Genomic DNA, 15,993 nt, shown 5'->3' with positions numbered 1-15,993 from the left:
CGTCATTCCAATTTGTACACCATCGCGTGATAGGGGCGTACTTTAAAAAGACCATCCTTTACATGGGAGACGGCATCATCGTTGGAGAGCAATAATTTTGCTTGGGTATTTTCCAATTCTTCTAAAAATAGCATTTCGCGTTCCTTAGAAAAACTCAGTAGTATGAGGTAGGACTCCTTCTCCAATGTTCGTGTATACGCATATACTTTTTCGTTGTCCGGAGCTAATAATCTATAACGGCCATATACCAGAGTGATGTGATTCTTGCGCAGTTGAACCATTTCCCTAAAATAGTTGAGGACCGAGCCTTTATCACTTTCTTGGGACGCCACATTAATACCTTCTTGGTAATTATTATTTACTTGTATCCACGGTTTTTCTGAGGAGAATCCAGCGTTTTTTGTCATATCCCATTGCATTGGGGTTCTGGCATTATCCCTGCTCGCGTCCTTTTCGTTTTCTATAAAGGACTGTAAATCTCCACCCTCGTTCTGAATAATTTCGTACCGGTTTAGGGTGTTAATATCCTTGTAATCAGCAATATCACTAAACCGGATATTGGTCATTCCTATTTCTTCTCCATAATAAAAATAAGGTGTTCCCCGCATGGTCAATAAGAAGGTCTGTAACATTGTGGCGGAATTGTACCAGTGGGTTTTGGAATCGTCCCCCCATCTGCTTACGCTTCTAGGAAAATCATGGTTGTTCAAGTACATGCTTCCCCAACCTTTTTCAGCGAAAACCGTATCCCACTCCGTATGTATTTTCTTAAATTCTGTCAGCTTCCATTTATCCTTCCTCATTTTAAAAACCTCGTCGCCATCTCTATCCAAACTCATTAAATCAAAATGGAAGAACATATTCAATTCTTCTCGATCTTCATTTACAAATTTAAGAGCATCCTCCAAACCTACACCGGGTGCTTCGCCAACGGTCATAACATCGTATTTGGATAACACTTGGGTATACATTTCATGCAAATATTCGTGTAAACTCGGGCCATTGGCATAAAAAGGAATAAAATTCCCATTATATTTTTCCGGGAGTTCGGGATAGGTGGTGTCTTTTGAGATGAACGGGATGACGTCCATACGAAATCCATCCACACCCTTATCGAACCAAAAACTCATAGCTTCATAAATTTCTTCCCTCAGTTTGGAATTCTCCCATTTTAGGTCGGGCTGCTTCACGGAAAAATAATGAAGGTAATAGGAATCTGTAGGCTTGTCATATTTCCAAGCGTTGCCCTCAATATCAAAATAGCTCCATCGCTCCGGTGGTGTTCCTTTTTCAGCTGGCCACCAATGATAGTAATCGCGATACGGGTTTTCTCTGGACTTCCGCGATTCCTTAAACCAAAAGTGCTCGTCACTACTATGGTTTACCACAAGGTCCATGACCAGCTTAAGACCTCTTTCCTTCATCCCGGTAAGCAGAACGTCAAAGTCTTCCATAGTCCCAAATTCTGACATTATGTTGCGGTAATCACTTATGTCATAGCCGTTATCATCATTGGGAGATTCGTAGACCGGATTCAACCAAATTATGTCTACCCCTAGGCTTTTTATATAATCTAAACGCTGGATGATACCCTTAATATCGCCTATACCATTACCCGTCGTATCTTGAAAACTTCTAGGATAAATTTGATATACAACACCCTCCTTCCACCATGTTCTCTTAAAATTGTTTTCCAATCCTTCTATTTTAACGCTAAATATATTGCTTTGGCTAATAAAAAAAGAACGTGAAAAGGTTTTAGTGGCACTATAACGTTAGAGGTTTTATTTTTTTGGGACTTCAATCGGTCTTAACCGTTAAAGTCCTCCCAAGTGACTTTCAAATTGCTAAAAATTAAAATATCTTATACTAGTTTTTCAACTTTATTAAACACCTCGGGCTATGGAAAAGATTATAGTATGCGTCTGTTTAGCTTTCGTTCAAATTCTTTCTGGCCAGCTTACGGAAGAGCGCCCGAACGACAATGGGGTCTCTCAGAAGAAATTAATGATTGAAGGGCGTTCCTATCCAATATTTTTAAATGGCGAAGAACATAGTGCATTTATAATACGTTATAATATTTCCGAAAGATTAAAATTAGATTTAAACGGTTTTTACGATACCTATTTAATGACCAACAGAATCCGGACAAACCTGACAGGTAAATGGTACATGAACAAAAACTTGTATATTTTTTCAGGGCTAGAGATAGAAATGGAAACTAACAAAAATCCTGAATCCAAACCAATGACGCCACGCGTCGGGTTTATTAGTGGAATGGGTTATGATATAAACGATAACTTTTCCATTGAGGCTAAGGGCAATTTTCAATTGAACAATTCCCCCATGGGTGCCTATGGTGAATATTTCATACCCATGCCTCAGGTTTATACTCTTGGCGGTAAATTCAAGTTTTAATTTCTTGGATGAAACTTGTTCATGACATCTGCCAAATGGGTACGGTCTACATGCATATATACCTCCGTGGTAGTTATACTTTCATGACCCAGCATTTGTTGAATAGACCTGAGGTCTGCCCCATTTTCCAATAGATGGGTGGCGAAGGAATGCCGGAAAGTGTGTGGACTTATGGTCTTATTGAGGTCTATTTTCTCAGCTAAGTCTTTGACAATGGTAAAAATCATTGCCCTTGTAAGTTGTCTTCCCCTCCGGTTCAAAAATAGGATATCTTTAAAACCTTCCTTTACGGTTTGATGGACCCGGATTTCTTTGCGGTAGATATTAATGTACTTTTTATTGATGTTGCTTATAGGAACAAAACGTTGTTTATTTCCCTTGCCGGTCACTTTAATAAAATCTTCCTCAAAGTACAGATCCGATATTTTTAAACCTACCAATTCCGAAACTCTTAGCCCACAGCCATAAAGAGTTTCTAGCATGGCCCTATTACGTTCGCCCTCTGGTGTGCTTAGATCAATGGCCGCAATTAATTTGTTTATTTCATTTTCAGAAAGTGTATCCGGTAGTTTTCGACCTATTTTAGGAGATTCTATTAAGTCTAAAGGGTTGTCCTTTCTAAAATCTTCAAATACCAAATAGTTGAAAAAACTCTTTAAGCCAGATATGATACGCGCCTGTGACCTAGCGTTTACTACCTTGGCAACTTCGTATACAAAACGCTGTACGGTATCCTTATTGATTTCTATGGGGCTTTCCCTTATCTGATTAATTTCTAAAAATGAAATGAGTTTAGAGACGTCCCATAGATAGTTTTTTATGGAGTTAGTAGCCAACCCGCGTTCCAACTTTAAATAATGTTCGTAATCTCTCAAGGCATGTCTCCAATCCATACTTTAAATATACATTATCTCCTATAAGAATTACTTCCTTAATGCTTCTCACGAAGAAATTAAACTGAAACATAATGGAATTTGTCAAGATTTATATCTTCGGAATATAAGTACTAATACATATGATATGAAAAAATTTGTCTTTTTAGCGAGTGCTTCAGTTTTCGGATGTATTTCCATGCAGGCATAGAGCTTTGGTGCCAAAGCCGGTCTAAACGTATCTTCCTTAGGAGAGGATGCAGGGTTCAGTTATGATACCAAATTGGTCTTTTTTTATCTGATAATTAAGAGGGAAACAATACCATAAATCGTTTTCTAAGATCGTAACAGCTTGGACATAGGTCTTACTTTTGAAGCCAATTACCGCTGTAACGAGATTTTTTACTTCCAAGCTAGATTTACTGTCGGCCTTATCAATACTATTGAGGATGTAACCTCAAAGAACAGAGTATTTAAAGTTTCAGCGGTTTATTTTCTATAAGAACCACAAAATGATATGGAAGTGCAAAAGGAAGTTTTCCACTTTTTTTGTTTACATTATGTTGTATCAAGTCAATCACTACTACTATATCCCTTTCCACAACGCTCTTTGGTAGGTTTACAACAAAGATTGCTAGAAGTATTATCAAGCCTCTACTTTTACGCTAATAACCAAACCAATATAATTTTATGAAGAGTAAGTTTGTATTTTTGTGCGCACTTTTCCTTGCTTCTTTGGGACTTCAAGCTCAAGTTGACAGGACTAATTTTAGAGCTGGAATCAATGTAGGTTTAGTAGTTGGGGATTTTTCCGAAGCCTACAGTCTTAATTTAGGACTGGATGTATATCAACATTGGGGCGTTTCTAGGGAGATCGATTTGGGAATCGCAACCGGATTTTCAAATGCATTCGGTGAAAAGCAGACCGTTTCTAATGGTGGGCTCACAATAGAGACCGAGTTTGATAATGTTCAGTTTATACCCATTGCTGGATCCTTAAGAATATATCCTACCTCCGGTTTTAAAATTGGTGGAGACGTAGGCTATGCCGTAGGTATAAACAAAGGAAATGAAGGTGGATTTTATTATAGACCGACTATAGGTTTTGACATTAGTGGTGGAACCACAGAGATCAACGTATCCTACTTTGCTGTAAATGATGAGGTTACCTTTTCCAGTGCGCTACTCGGAGTCTTGTTTTTATTCTAGTGCTAAAAACAATATAAAATACATACTAACGTTTTAGAACAAATCAAAAACAATAATTATGAAAAAATTTGGAGTAATTGCATTTTTCGTTCTAGGAGTTACTTTTTCGGTAAGTGCACAGCAAGGTTTTGCAGTTAAAGCAGGTATTAACAACGTAACCGCTAAGGTAGATTTAGGATCATTTGGAGATGCTTCCGATAGTGAATTAGGATTCTACGTTGGTGGTGGATATAATTTTGAGCTTAGCGATAAGATTGATTTGGAACCCTCTGCCTTGTTAAGTATAGTAAGTGATTTAACATCATTATATATTCCTGTAATGTTCAAATATGAAGTTGTAGAATCGTTTAACGTACAGGCTGGACCACAAGTGAATTATTTATTGGAAGATGTTCCAGATGGTGCATTGGGAATTGATTTAGCCGTTGGTGGTGGATACCAATTCAATGAAAATTGGTTCGTAGAAGCTCGTTACGGATTTGAAATCAGTAGAGGAGGAGATTTCGGTGACGCAGTTGATTATAACACATTGACAATTGGTGCGGGTTACCGTTTTAACTAAACGTCCGTAGCATACCATAGTATAAAAGCGAAAACAATTGTTTTCGCTTTTTTTATGCTTTTATTTTATCGCTATTTTTACCTTATGAAGTTGATTATAATAAATGGCCCTAATCTCAACCTTCTCGGGAAGCGAGAGCCAGAAGTTTATGGGAACAAAACCTTTGAAGATTATTTTTCGGAACTTCAATTTAAGTACAAGGATGTTCAGTTGGAATACTTCCAATCTAATATTGAAGGAGAGCTCATCGATAAGATTCAAGAAATTGGTTTCTCGCATGACGGTATCATTCTAAATGCGGCCGCTTACACGCATACTTCGGTCGGTATAGGCGATGCAGTAAAAGCTATAGAAACTCCCGTTGTAGAAGTACATATATCCAATACGTATAAAAGAGAAGAGTTTCGGCATGTTTCCTATATTTCAGCTGGTGCAAAGGGTGTTATATTGGGCTTTGGTCTACAAAGCTACGATTTGGCGATAAAAAGTTTTCTATAGAAGTTTTAGTCACCTTGGTTCTTCTTTGAATCTAAAGGAGCCAGTTTTACCGTATATAGGTAAACCCCATTGCTATGAAAAGGCCTTTCCTATTGCCATTTGGTATTATTTTCTTGTTATTCATCTCGTGCAGTAATGACGACAATAATTCACCTGCACCGATTCCGGAAGACACTATAAGTCTTGTAAATGCATTTCCGAATTTGGATTTTTCTAGACCTTTAGATCTACAAAGCCCAGAAGATGGCTCAAATAGATTATTCGTCGTTGAGCAGGGTGGGGCAATAAAAGTTTTTGAAAATGACGAATCAGTAGAGAATACTACTACTTTTTTTGATATAGGAAATAGAATTGCCAGTTCTGGGGAGTTGGGGTTATTAGGTCTTGCATTTCATCCAAATTTTGGGACTAATGGTTTTTTTTATGTCACCTACACCCCTTCAAACGACTTAGCCTTAGTTTCTCGCTTTAAAGTTTCTGCGACCAATCCCAACTTGGCAGATATTACTAGTGAGACTGTTTTATTACGTATTCCTCAACCTTTTGATAATCATAACGGGGGGCAATTAGCTTTTGGTCCGGACGGATATTTATACATTTCCTCCGGAGACGGAGGTGGTGCAGGTGACCCGAACGGAAATGCCCAGAATCTGAATAACCTTCTCGGTAAAATTCTTAGAATTGATGTAAATGTACTCGAGAATGGGTTGGAATATAGCATCCCCGCGGAAAACCCATTTGTAGATACACAAGATGCTAGAGCTGAGATTTTTGCCTATGGTCTCAGAAACCCGTGGCGTTTTAGCTTTGATGTTCAAAGCGGGCGGCTGTGGGCTGGGGATGTTGGTCAAGGAGAATTAGAGGAAATCGATATTATACAAAACGGCGGTAACTACGGTTGGAATATTTTAGAGGGAACTAGGTGTTATAATGCTGTCAACTGTGAAAGCGAGGGGACCATAGCTCCTGTATTTGAATACAATCACGATTCAAACGACAAGTCGGTAACCGGTGGTTATGTTTATCGAGGATCATTGGTACCTTCTTTGAAAGGGTTTTACATCTATGGAGATTTTATTTCGGGACGTATATGGGCACTCAGCACGAACCTAGGTGGTAATCTAAATAATCAACTGTTGCTGGAGACCGGACTTAATATTTCATCGTTTGGTACCGACGACAACAACGAGCTTTTTGTGTGTAGCTTTGACGGAAATATTTATCGATTTGAAGAAAAAATAGAGTAAGCTAAGATGCAGGCCGAAGGTATTTTTCTTCCACATAAAAGGTCGCAAACGGTAGGAGGGAAGCGATACCAAATATGATAAAGCGCTTAACGCCCCATTTTTTTTGAAAGCAAACGATTAGCGCAAGGGCTATAAATGCAATAAAGAGTACCCCATGAGCGTAACCGACCACCTTATTTGGTCCCGGAATTTCCGCCCAGTATTTTAAGGGCATTGTAATACCGAAAAGGGCTAAATAAGAAATTCCCTCTAAAATCGCGGTTACTCTGAACGCCTTAAGCATATTTTGAAAGAATTTTATAAATGTGAATAAAGTTAATAAGCTTGTTAAGGGTTTGGATGTGACAGTATCTGAATAATCCTATCAACTTCCAAGCCCTATGAACACCTTACAAATGAATTACCTCGTCATAGGCATCGGCAACGGCCTCCATAACCGCTTCGCTCATTGTTGGGTGCGGGTGAACAGCTTTTAGGACCTCATGTCCTGTAGTTTCAAGCTTCCTACCTAAAACAGCCTCAGCAATCATATCGGTCACACCAGCGCCAATCATATGGCAACCCAACCATTCCCCGTACTTGGCATCGAAAATTACTTTTACAAAACCATCTGAAGCTCCAGAGGCTTTTGCCTTACCACTTGCTGAGAAAGGAAACTTGCCTACTTTAATATCCAGACCTTTTTCTTTGGCTTGTTTTTCAGTAAGTCCGACAGAGGCAATTTCCGGCGAACAATAGGTACATCCAGGAATATTTCCGTAATCCAAAGGCTCAACGTGCATTCCTGCAATTTTTTCCACACAAAGAATACCCTCTGCGGAAGCTACGTGCGCCAAGGCCTGACCTGGAGTAACATCCCCAATCGCATAATACCCGGGAATATTTGTTTGGTAATAATCGTTTACCAAAATCTTATCCCTATCCGTTGCTATTCCAACAGACTCTAATCCAATATTTTCGATATTGGACTTAATGCCAACCGCAGATAATACGATGTCCGCTTCTAAAATTTCTTCACCCTTAGAGGTTTTTACAGTAGCCTTTACACCACTCCCTGAGGTATCGACCGAAGTCACCTCTGCAGAGGTCATTATTTTTATTCCCGACTTTTTAAAGCTTCGTTCCAATTGTTTGGATACGTCCTCATCCTCTACGGGAACAATATTTGGAAGATATTCGACCACGGTTACTTCCGTTCCCATAGAATTGTAGAAATAAGCGAACTCAATCCCAATGGCACCACTACCGACAACGATCATTTTTTTGGGTTGACTTTCCAAGGTCATGGCTTTCCTATAACCGATTATTTTCTTCCCATCCTGGGGTAGACTAGGTAATTCTCTGCTTCTGGCACCTGTAGCAATAATGACATGTTCTGCGCTGTATTCGGTTTCTTTCCCGTCTTCAGCCTTTACGGAAACCTTCTTCCCCGATTTTAAAGTCCCATATCCATTTATGACTTCTATTTTATTTTTCTTCATCAGAAATTGAACGCCTTTGCTCATCCCATCGGCCACGCTTCTACTTCTCTTCACAACGGCATTGAAATCCTTATCAACACCATCTGCTTTTAGTCCATAATCTTCCGCATGCTGCAAATACTCAAAAACCTGAGCAGATTTAAGTAATGCTTTGGTTGGGATGCATCCCCAGTTTAGGCATACACCACCAAGACTTTCTTTCTCAATGATAGCGGTTTTTAGTCCAAGCTGAGAAGCTCTAATCGCTGTAACATAACCACCTGGGCCACTACCTAAAACAATAACATCAAAAGTGCTCATACTTCTATTTTTATGTTGTTAACCCCAACTTCCTCGGGAGCGGTGCAAAAATACAAAATAGGAGTTGAAGGGCAAGAATCATCCTAAATTTAAAAAGTTGCTTTTGTAGATTTATACGAACTTATTCTTTACCTCCAAATTTCATGCGATTAAAGGCCTCTGATTCGCCTTTTGGAATGGATAAGGACCTCCATTCGCCTCCTTTTATCATTTTACCCAATAGTACAATTTGACCAACATGGTTGGGGTAATGGGCCAACTGCCTATTCAAAGCTTCAACTATGGTATGCGATTCATTTCTAATTTTTATTTCAGTATTGAAATTTTTACTATCGATTTGATTTAAGGCATTGAAAAGACAATCCCAACCCTGTTCCCAAGACGTAATGATTTCCGATTTTTTAGTTGAAGGTTCGGAAAACTCATTTTCCCTTTGTCGCCACGGTTTTTCGCCGTCCTCTGTCAAAAAATTGGTCCATCTGCTCAACATATTACCCGCCATGTGCTTTACGATTTGGGCAATACTGTTATCCGTTGAGGAATATTTCCATAATAATTCTTCATCGGAGAGTTGTTGGAATGTTTTATCGCCTAGGGTTTTGTAACGTTCAAATTCCAACCGGACACTTTGGATATAATTCTCTAGGTCTAACATATTTTAAATAATTCCTAAAAAATAAAACTTCCAAACGATAATCCCTAGCGGACTACCCATTTGGAAGTCAAAATATTAGTTTTTGTAATTTACTTTGAATCTGGCACAAAATCTAGTGCCACTCCATTGATACAATGTCTTTTTCCAGTAGGGGCAGGGCCGTCGTCAAAAACATGCCCTAAATGTCCACCACAGGTGGCGCAATGCTCTTCGGTTCGCTTATATCCAATTTTATAATCCACATCATATGCAACATTGCCCTCAATTTCCTGGTAGAAACTGGGCCATCCAGTACCTGAATCGAATTTTGTATCACTTTCAAAAACTGGTGCGCCACATGCTGCGCATACATAAGTACCTTTCTTTTTATTATCCAGCAGTTCACTAGTGAACGGATTTTCAGTCGCTGCCTTTCTTAGTACATAAAATTCTTCATCCGTTAGTTGTGCCTTCCATTCGGCCTCAGTTTTTTGAACTGGAAATTCTTTAGTCGTTTCCGTATTACTTTCGGAAGCCATATCCTTTTCTTGGGATACTCCCTTACAACTGGTCAGTACTATCAAAATCACTGTTAAAATTCTCAAAATCATAATCGTATTTTTTTCTTTTTAGACGTTTTTGCAGAGTAATCATTTCAAATTTAGACTACTTACACAAAAGATTCTGTTAAGGTTTACCAAATATGAGAGGATAGCGTAAAAAAAAGCCCCGTCTTAAAGCGGGGCTGAAATCGTTCTAGACTTTTTTATCAGTCCAACTTAATTTTACTCACTTGGTCTTCTGAAATGCCTAAAGCACCCATAACAGAATTTATATTGGACGTATCCAATTTACCGGATTGCGCCGATTCTGCCGGAAGAACCGCAATACGGAAGACTTGATTATCCGTATCGCCCGGTTGTAAAGTCTCCAAGTCAAAATCGGACTCCAAGAAAATATTAACATCAAAAAATGTGAAGTCGTAATTATATTGTAGTAATCCTTGGTCCAGAATTCTTGTCTGTGGCAGTAGTCTCCATATATCCACAGGCTCCCCGTTACCATCTTCTGTTTGGTCCCATAATAGATAGACTAACACTACGTCGGTTTCAAAAACTTCTACGGTTTGTGGGAATTCATAAAAAATCGAATATTCGTTCGAAATATCAAAGGTTCCTTCAATGTCTATTACTTTCCCTAATATATTAATACCGTCTTCGCCATCTATACCATCGCGACCGTCAAAACCGTCAAACCCCGGAGGGCCTTGAGGTCCTTCACAGGACAGTAGAAATAGAGTTACGAATGCACCTAAGATTAAATTGAATTTTTTCATGTTATATTGATTTTTCGGATTTACAGATGTTTATTATGGACTTCATTTCAAAAAGCGTTCCAATTTTTAGTATTTTAGAAATTATGTAACAATCAATGGAGTTGAGGAAACCAAAATACAGTAGTTAATTCAAAGTTGATTAGATTTACGCCAAAATTATAATACCTATGTCCAAAGTTATAGTACACTCACTGTTCACAGATTTTGATATTAACCTCTTCAAAGGTGGAAAACACTATCGATTGTATGATAAATTAGGTTCCCACCCCATAGAAATAGATGGTGAGAAAGGAACCTACTTTGCGGTTTGGGCTCCTTCAGCAAAGGGTGTATCTGTAGTAGGGAACTTTAATAGTTGGAACGAAAATGAGCACAAACTCAATGTAAGATGGGATTCTAGTGGTATTTGGGAAGGTTTTGTTCCAGGAGTAGGACATGGTGAGATTTACAAGTATAAGATACAGTCGCATAATAATGATATATGGACCGAGAAGGCCGACCCTTTTGCCAGATTATGTGAACATCCCCCAAAAACGGCTTCCGTAGTCTGGAATGCAGCATACAAGTGGAAGGACAAAGATTGGATGGGATATCGTAAAGAAAAGAACGGTCTGGATAGGCCCTATTCCGTATATGAAGTGCATTTGGGTTCTTGGAAAAGGGACAAGGATAATAATTTCTTGAGTTATAAAGAGTTGTCAAAGGACCTTGTTGCATATGTAAAAGAAATGGGCTATACCCATGTGGAGTTCATGCCCATTATGGAATATCCCTATGATCCCTCTTGGGGATACCAGCTAACGGGATATTTTGCGCCGACGTCAAGATTCGGTTCTCCAGAGGAGTTTAAATTGTTAGTAGATACCTTTCATCAAAATGATATAGGGGTAATTTTAGACTGGGTACCTTCCCATTTTCCAGAAGATGCCCATGGGCTTGGATTTTTTGATGGGTCGCATCTTTATGAGCATCCGGACAGAAGAAAGGGATATCACCAGGATTGGAAAAGCTTAATTTTTAATTATGGGCGCAATGAGGTTAGGGCGTTCCTGATCAGTAATGCCTTGTTCTGGTTGGAACAATTCCATGTAGATGGCCTTCGTGTGGATGCCGTAGCGTCTATGCTTTATCTGGATTATTCCCGTGAGGATGGTGAATGGGAACCTAATATGTACGGTAATAATGAAAACTTGGAGGCAATGTCCTTTATAAGGGAGCTGAACCAAGAAGTTTATTCTAGCTTTGAAGGTGTACAGACAATTGCGGAGGAATCCACCGCTTTTACCGGGGTTTCTAGACCGGTAGAGTTTGGGGGATTGGGTTTTGGGATGAAATGGATGATGGGTTGGATGCATGATACCTTACAGTATTTTAAAGAAGACCCAATTAATAGAAAATACCATCAGAACGACCTTACCTTTAGTATGACCTATGCTTTTACGGAAAACTTTATGCTCCCGTTCTCACATGATGAGGTAGTATACGGCAAACAATCTTTAGTTTACAGAATGCCAGGCGATGAATGGCAGCGCTTTGCTAATCTAAGATTGCTTTTTGGATATATGTTTACGCACCCGGGAACCAAACTAATGTTCATGGGAGGTGAATTTGGGCAAACCTCAGAATGGAATTTTCAAAAAAGCTTGGATTGGCACTTGCTACAATATGACGGTCACGCAGGTATTCAGCAATTTGTAAAGGATTTGAACCAAATTTATAAGAACTCACCCGCGCTTTATGAAAAGCAGTTCAGTCAGGAAGGATTTCAATGGATAGATTACAGCGACCATGAAAATTCGGTGTTAACTTATATCAGAAAAGGCCACGATGCTAAAAACGATTTAATCGTAGCCTGCAATTTTACTCCGGTATTGCGGGAAAATTATAGAATTGGCATACCTAAAAAAGGAAGAATCAAGGAAATTTTAAATAGTGATGCGGCGCAATATGGTGGCGCCGGCAATCTGAACCCAAGCGTAAAATCTTCTACCAAGGCATGGCATGGGCATAAAAAGTCCATAGAAATCACCATTCCTCCACTCGGAATTGTTATTTTAAAGTAGTATTGCTTGCCTAAATCGTTATAGTTTGTAATTGCGCTGGTAATATTTCGCAATTAGGACTGAATGTGTTTTTTTTGCTATTGCTAAAAATAAAACTGCATGATTACAAATACCGAACTGGAATATAAGGGGAACTTATCCCCTAACCATATTGTAAAGTTTAAGCAGGACACGAACAAAATTTACTTCACCACGGAGAACGGAGTTATTTTGGAGATTACCGTTCTTAGGGGAAGCGTTATTCGCTTCAGATACGCTACAAACTATGTATTCGAACCCGATTTTTCCTATGCCATAGACCCTGAGGCTACTTTAGGTTATAGTATATTGGAGATTGTAGAGAACGATACGGAATACGTCGTGCAAACGGCACGCGTTCATATTTTGGTCGATAAGAAAACCTTGCGCACACAAATATCCGATTTAAATGGAACCATAATTAATGAGGACGAAATTGGATTTCATTGGGAGGAGAATTATGAATACGGAGGGAATACCGTAAAAATGAGCAAAATTACCCAGACCGGAGAAAGCTTCTACGGGATGGGGGACAAAGCTACCCACAGTAACTTGAAAGGCAAGAGAATGCACAACTGGGTTACGGATCAGTATGCTTACGGCAAGGATCAGGACCCGCTGTATAAAGCCATTCCGTTTTACGTGGGATTGACCAAAGGAACGGCCTATGGTGTTTTCTTTGACAACAGTTTTAAGACTCATTTTGATTTTGCACATGAAAGAAGGAATACTACTAGTTTTTGGGCGGACGGTGGTGAGATGAATTATTATTTCATATATGGCCCCGAAATGTCCAAGGTGGTTTCTAGTTATTCTAATTTGACCGGAACCCCTGAACTTCCTCCTATGTGGGCATTAGGATACCACCAATCAAAATGGAGCTATTACCCGGAGAGCAATGTCAAGGAAATAGCCAAAAAATTTAGGGATTTAGATATTCCCTGTGACGCCATATACCTGGATATAGATTATATGGATGGATTTCGATGTTTTACTTGGGACAAGAACCACTTTCCGAATCCAAAACGAATGATTGATGAGTTGGAAGAAGATGGTTTCAAAACTGTCGTTATGATCGATCCGGGAATTAAAATTGATAGGGATTACTGGATTTATCAAGAAGCCCTAGAAAATGATTACTTCTGTAAACGTGGGGACGGACCCTTAATGCAGGGGAAAGTATGGCCTGGTGAATGTAATTTCCCCGATTTTACGAATCCGGAAGTACGCGAATGGTGGGCGGAGTTGTACAAAGAATTTATGTCGGACATAGGCGTCCATGCCGTTTGGAACGATATGAACGAACCGGCGGTTATGGAAGTCCCTTCCAAAACAGCCCCTTTGGACACAAGACATAATTATGATGGTCACCCATGTACGCATAGAAAGGCACATAATGTTTATGGTATGCAAATGGTAAGGGCAACCTATGAAGGGGTAAAGAAATATGTATATCCCAAAAGACCTTTTGTAATTACGAGAGCGGCCTACGCCGGTACCCAGCGCTATTCGTCCACCTGGACTGGAGATAATGTGGCGACATGGGAACATCTTTGGATAGCCAATGTCCAAATGCAACGTATGTGTATGAGTGGTTATTCGTTTGTTGGTTCAGACATCGGAGGTTTTGCCGAACAGCCTAATGGCGAACTATTCGCCAGATGGGTACAATTGGGTGTTTTCCACCCTTTCTGTCGGGTTCACTCAAGTGGTGATCACGGAGATCAGGAACCTTGGTCTTTTGGAACGGAGATAACCGATATCGTAAGGAAATTTATAGAGATTAGATACCAATTGATGCCGTATTTGTATACTATGTTCTATAAGTACAGCAAAGAGCAAAAACCGATGCTACAGGCCTTGGTCCTTTTTGATCAAGAGGATACGCAGACGCATTTCAGGACCGATGAGTTTATCTTTGGCGAGAAAATTTTGGTCTGCCCAATTCAGGAACCCAACGCCCAAGGCCGTAGAATGTATATTCCGAGAGGGAAATGGTATGATTATTGGACCGATGAGGTTACGACTGGCGGCAAGGAAAAATGGGTAGAGGCTGGTTTGGACAAGCTTCCAATTTATATTAAAGAGGGAGCCATCATTCCAAAATATCCGGTTCAACAATACATCGGTGAATTGACGATAGAGGAACTTGTGTTGGATACCTATTATAAAATGGGTGTTGAAACGTCGGAGGTTTATGAGGATGCCCAAGATGGATATGATTACAAAAAAGGAAGATATTCATTGCGTAATTTCAAATTGACAGGGAAAGAAAATTCTTTAACGGTACAGCAATTTAAGGACGGCACATATATGACGGATTATGAAACCTTTAAATTTGTTTTTCACGGGCTTCCTTTCAAAATTGGAAAAATAGAAGTGGATAATGAAGAAGTCGCTCTAAAGTCAGTGAGGCCCAATGGCGACAATAGTTTACATATAGACAAAAACTTTACTGTATTGCACATAACGGCGAAATAATTATTTTGTAATTTTCGATGCTAAATACTATTTAAAATGAGAAAGTTATTTATTATAACCCTGCTTTTTATTGGAGTAGCGGCTTGTAAAACAAATCCCTTTACGGGACAAAGAACACTGAATTTTTATCCAAATAGTCAAGTTTTCCCAATGGCTTTTGCCCAATATGATCAATTCCTGCAGGAAAACAAAGTAATTACGGGTACGAAGGAGTCGCACATGATTACCAAAGTTGGGCAGCGCATTTCTTCGGCTGCCGAACGTTGGTTATCAGCTAACGGCTATCCTGGTTATTTGAGCGATTACAAATGGGAATATAATTTGGTAAAGGATGAAACGGTGAACGCTTGGTGTATGCCGGGAGGTAAAATTGTTTTTTATACCGGAATACTTCCTATTACGCAGACCGAAACCGGGGTCGCGGTGGTTATGGGCCATGAAGTGGCGCATGCTTTAGCGGATCACGGTGCGCAGCGCATGAGTGCAGGTACCTTACAGCAGATTGGTGCGGTAGCGGGGAACGTTGCCATAAAGGATCCTGAAAAAAGAAATATGTTCAATCAAGCGTACGGTATCGGTTCGCAGGTAGGGCTAATGTTACCTTTTAGTAGAAGTCACGAAACGGAGGCAGACCGTATTGGATTGCAGATTATGGCAATCGCAGGATATGACCCTGCTGAGGCAGCTGAGCTTTGGAAGCGTATGAAGGCTCAAAGTGGGGGGCAAGCACCTCCTGAGTTCTTAAGTACTCACCCGTCTAACGATACACGGATCAACAATTTGACGGTATGGGCTCCCGAAGCAAAGGCAGAGGCGGAGAAATTTGGGGTCACTAAATTTCAGTAGACATTTTTCTTATTAATCGTATATTTAA

Annotated in this window: 15 protein-coding genes; 8 read left to right on the top strand and 7 right to left on the bottom strand. The window is 39.6% G+C overall.

Features of this window, described 5'->3' with window-relative positions; genetic code table 11:
- Positions 1-2: 2 nt before the first annotated feature.
- Positions 3-1,697 (bottom strand): glycoside hydrolase family 13 protein, encoded by a 1,695-nt coding sequence (locus N8A89_RS01775; RefSeq protein ID WP_281540711.1) that lies wholly within the window; start codon positions 1,695-1,697, stop codon positions 3-5.
- Between the two features lie 205 nt (positions 1,698-1,902).
- On the opposite strand from N8A89_RS01775, the gene N8A89_RS01770 reads away from it, so the two are divergent.
- On the top strand, positions 1,903-2,418 hold the full coding sequence (locus tag N8A89_RS01770) for a hypothetical protein (protein WP_281540710.1): 516 nt from the start codon (positions 1,903-1,905) through the stop codon (positions 2,416-2,418).
- Here N8A89_RS01770 and xerD read toward each other — a convergent pair.
- A complete protein-coding gene (gene xerD, locus N8A89_RS01765; RefSeq protein WP_281540709.1) occupies positions 2,415-3,311 on the bottom strand; it encodes a site-specific tyrosine recombinase XerD in 897 nt (298 codons plus the stop codon). The two genes, N8A89_RS01770 and xerD, sit on opposite strands and share 4 nt — an antisense overlap.
- A 669-nt stretch (positions 3,312-3,980) precedes the next feature.
- On the opposite strand from xerD, the gene N8A89_RS01760 reads away from it, so the two are divergent.
- The 4 genes from N8A89_RS01760 (at position 3,981) to N8A89_RS01745 (ending at position 6,806) form a co-directional block, all read left to right on the top strand.
- Positions 3,981-4,499 (top strand): hypothetical protein, encoded by a 519-nt coding sequence (locus N8A89_RS01760; RefSeq protein ID WP_281540708.1) that lies wholly within the window; start codon positions 3,981-3,983, stop codon positions 4,497-4,499.
- A 58-nt stretch (positions 4,500-4,557) separates the two neighbouring features.
- On the top strand, positions 4,558-5,061 hold the full coding sequence (locus tag N8A89_RS01755; RefSeq protein ID WP_281540707.1) for an outer membrane beta-barrel protein: 504 nt from the start codon (positions 4,558-4,560) through the stop codon (positions 5,059-5,061).
- 84 nt (positions 5,062-5,145) lie between these two features.
- The gene (gene aroQ / locus N8A89_RS01750; RefSeq protein WP_281540706.1) at positions 5,146-5,559 is read left to right on the top strand and encodes a type II 3-dehydroquinate dehydratase; all 414 of its coding nucleotides are present in this window, start codon (positions 5,146-5,148) and stop codon (positions 5,557-5,559) included.
- Positions 5,560-5,633: 74 nt separating this feature from the next.
- Complete coding sequence (locus tag N8A89_RS01745; RefSeq protein ID WP_281540705.1) at positions 5,634-6,806, top strand: PQQ-dependent sugar dehydrogenase; 1,173 nt, start codon at positions 5,634-5,636, stop codon at positions 6,804-6,806.
- A gap of 1 nt (position 6,807) precedes the next feature.
- On the opposite strand, the gene N8A89_RS01740 is transcribed toward N8A89_RS01745, so the two are convergent.
- The 5 genes from N8A89_RS01740 to N8A89_RS01720 all read right to left on the bottom strand — a co-directional run bounded on the left by N8A89_RS01740 (position 6,808) and on the right by N8A89_RS01720 (position 10,557).
- Positions 6,808-7,089 (bottom strand): DUF3817 domain-containing protein, encoded by a 282-nt coding sequence (locus N8A89_RS01740; RefSeq protein WP_289644827.1) that lies wholly within the window; start codon positions 7,087-7,089, stop codon positions 6,808-6,810.
- A gap of 106 nt (positions 7,090-7,195) precedes the next feature.
- Positions 7,196-8,587, bottom strand: coding sequence for a dihydrolipoyl dehydrogenase (gene lpdA, locus N8A89_RS01735; protein WP_281540704.1), 1,392 nt, complete (start codon positions 8,585-8,587; stop codon positions 7,196-7,198).
- Between the two features lie 121 nt (positions 8,588-8,708).
- A complete protein-coding gene (locus tag N8A89_RS01730) occupies positions 8,709-9,242 on the bottom strand; it encodes a DUF1572 family protein (protein ID WP_281540703.1) in 534 nt (177 codons plus the stop codon).
- A gap of 89 nt (positions 9,243-9,331) precedes the next feature.
- Entirely contained in the window at positions 9,332-9,832 is a 501-nt protein-coding gene (msrB, locus tag N8A89_RS01725) for a peptide-methionine (R)-S-oxide reductase MsrB (protein ID WP_281540702.1), read from the bottom strand.
- A gap of 158 nt (positions 9,833-9,990) precedes the next feature.
- The gene (locus N8A89_RS01720; RefSeq protein ID WP_281540701.1) at positions 9,991-10,557 is read right to left on the bottom strand and encodes a collagen-like protein; all 567 of its coding nucleotides are present in this window, start codon (positions 10,555-10,557) and stop codon (positions 9,991-9,993) included.
- A gap of 167 nt (positions 10,558-10,724) precedes the next feature.
- On the opposite strand from N8A89_RS01720, the gene glgB reads away from it, so the two are divergent.
- From glgB to N8A89_RS01705, 3 genes are all read left to right on the top strand, one after another.
- Entirely contained in the window at positions 10,725-12,620 is a 1,896-nt protein-coding gene (glgB, locus tag N8A89_RS01715) for a 1,4-alpha-glucan branching protein GlgB (RefSeq protein WP_289644826.1), read from the top strand.
- A gap of 99 nt (positions 12,621-12,719) precedes the next feature.
- Positions 12,720-15,119 (top strand): glycoside hydrolase family 31 protein, encoded by a 2,400-nt coding sequence (locus tag N8A89_RS01710; RefSeq protein WP_281540700.1) that lies wholly within the window; start codon positions 12,720-12,722, stop codon positions 15,117-15,119.
- Positions 15,120-15,155: 36 nt separating this feature from the next.
- Entirely contained in the window at positions 15,156-15,965 is an 810-nt protein-coding gene (locus N8A89_RS01705; protein ID WP_281540699.1) for a M48 family metallopeptidase, read from the top strand.
- Positions 15,966-15,993: the final 28 nt, after the last annotated feature.

Source organism: Maribacter aestuarii (assembly GCF_027474845.2).
GTDB lineage: Bacteria > Bacteroidota > Bacteroidia > Flavobacteriales > Flavobacteriaceae > Maribacter > Maribacter aestuarii.
This window is presented reverse-complemented; position numbering and strand designations above follow the sequence as displayed.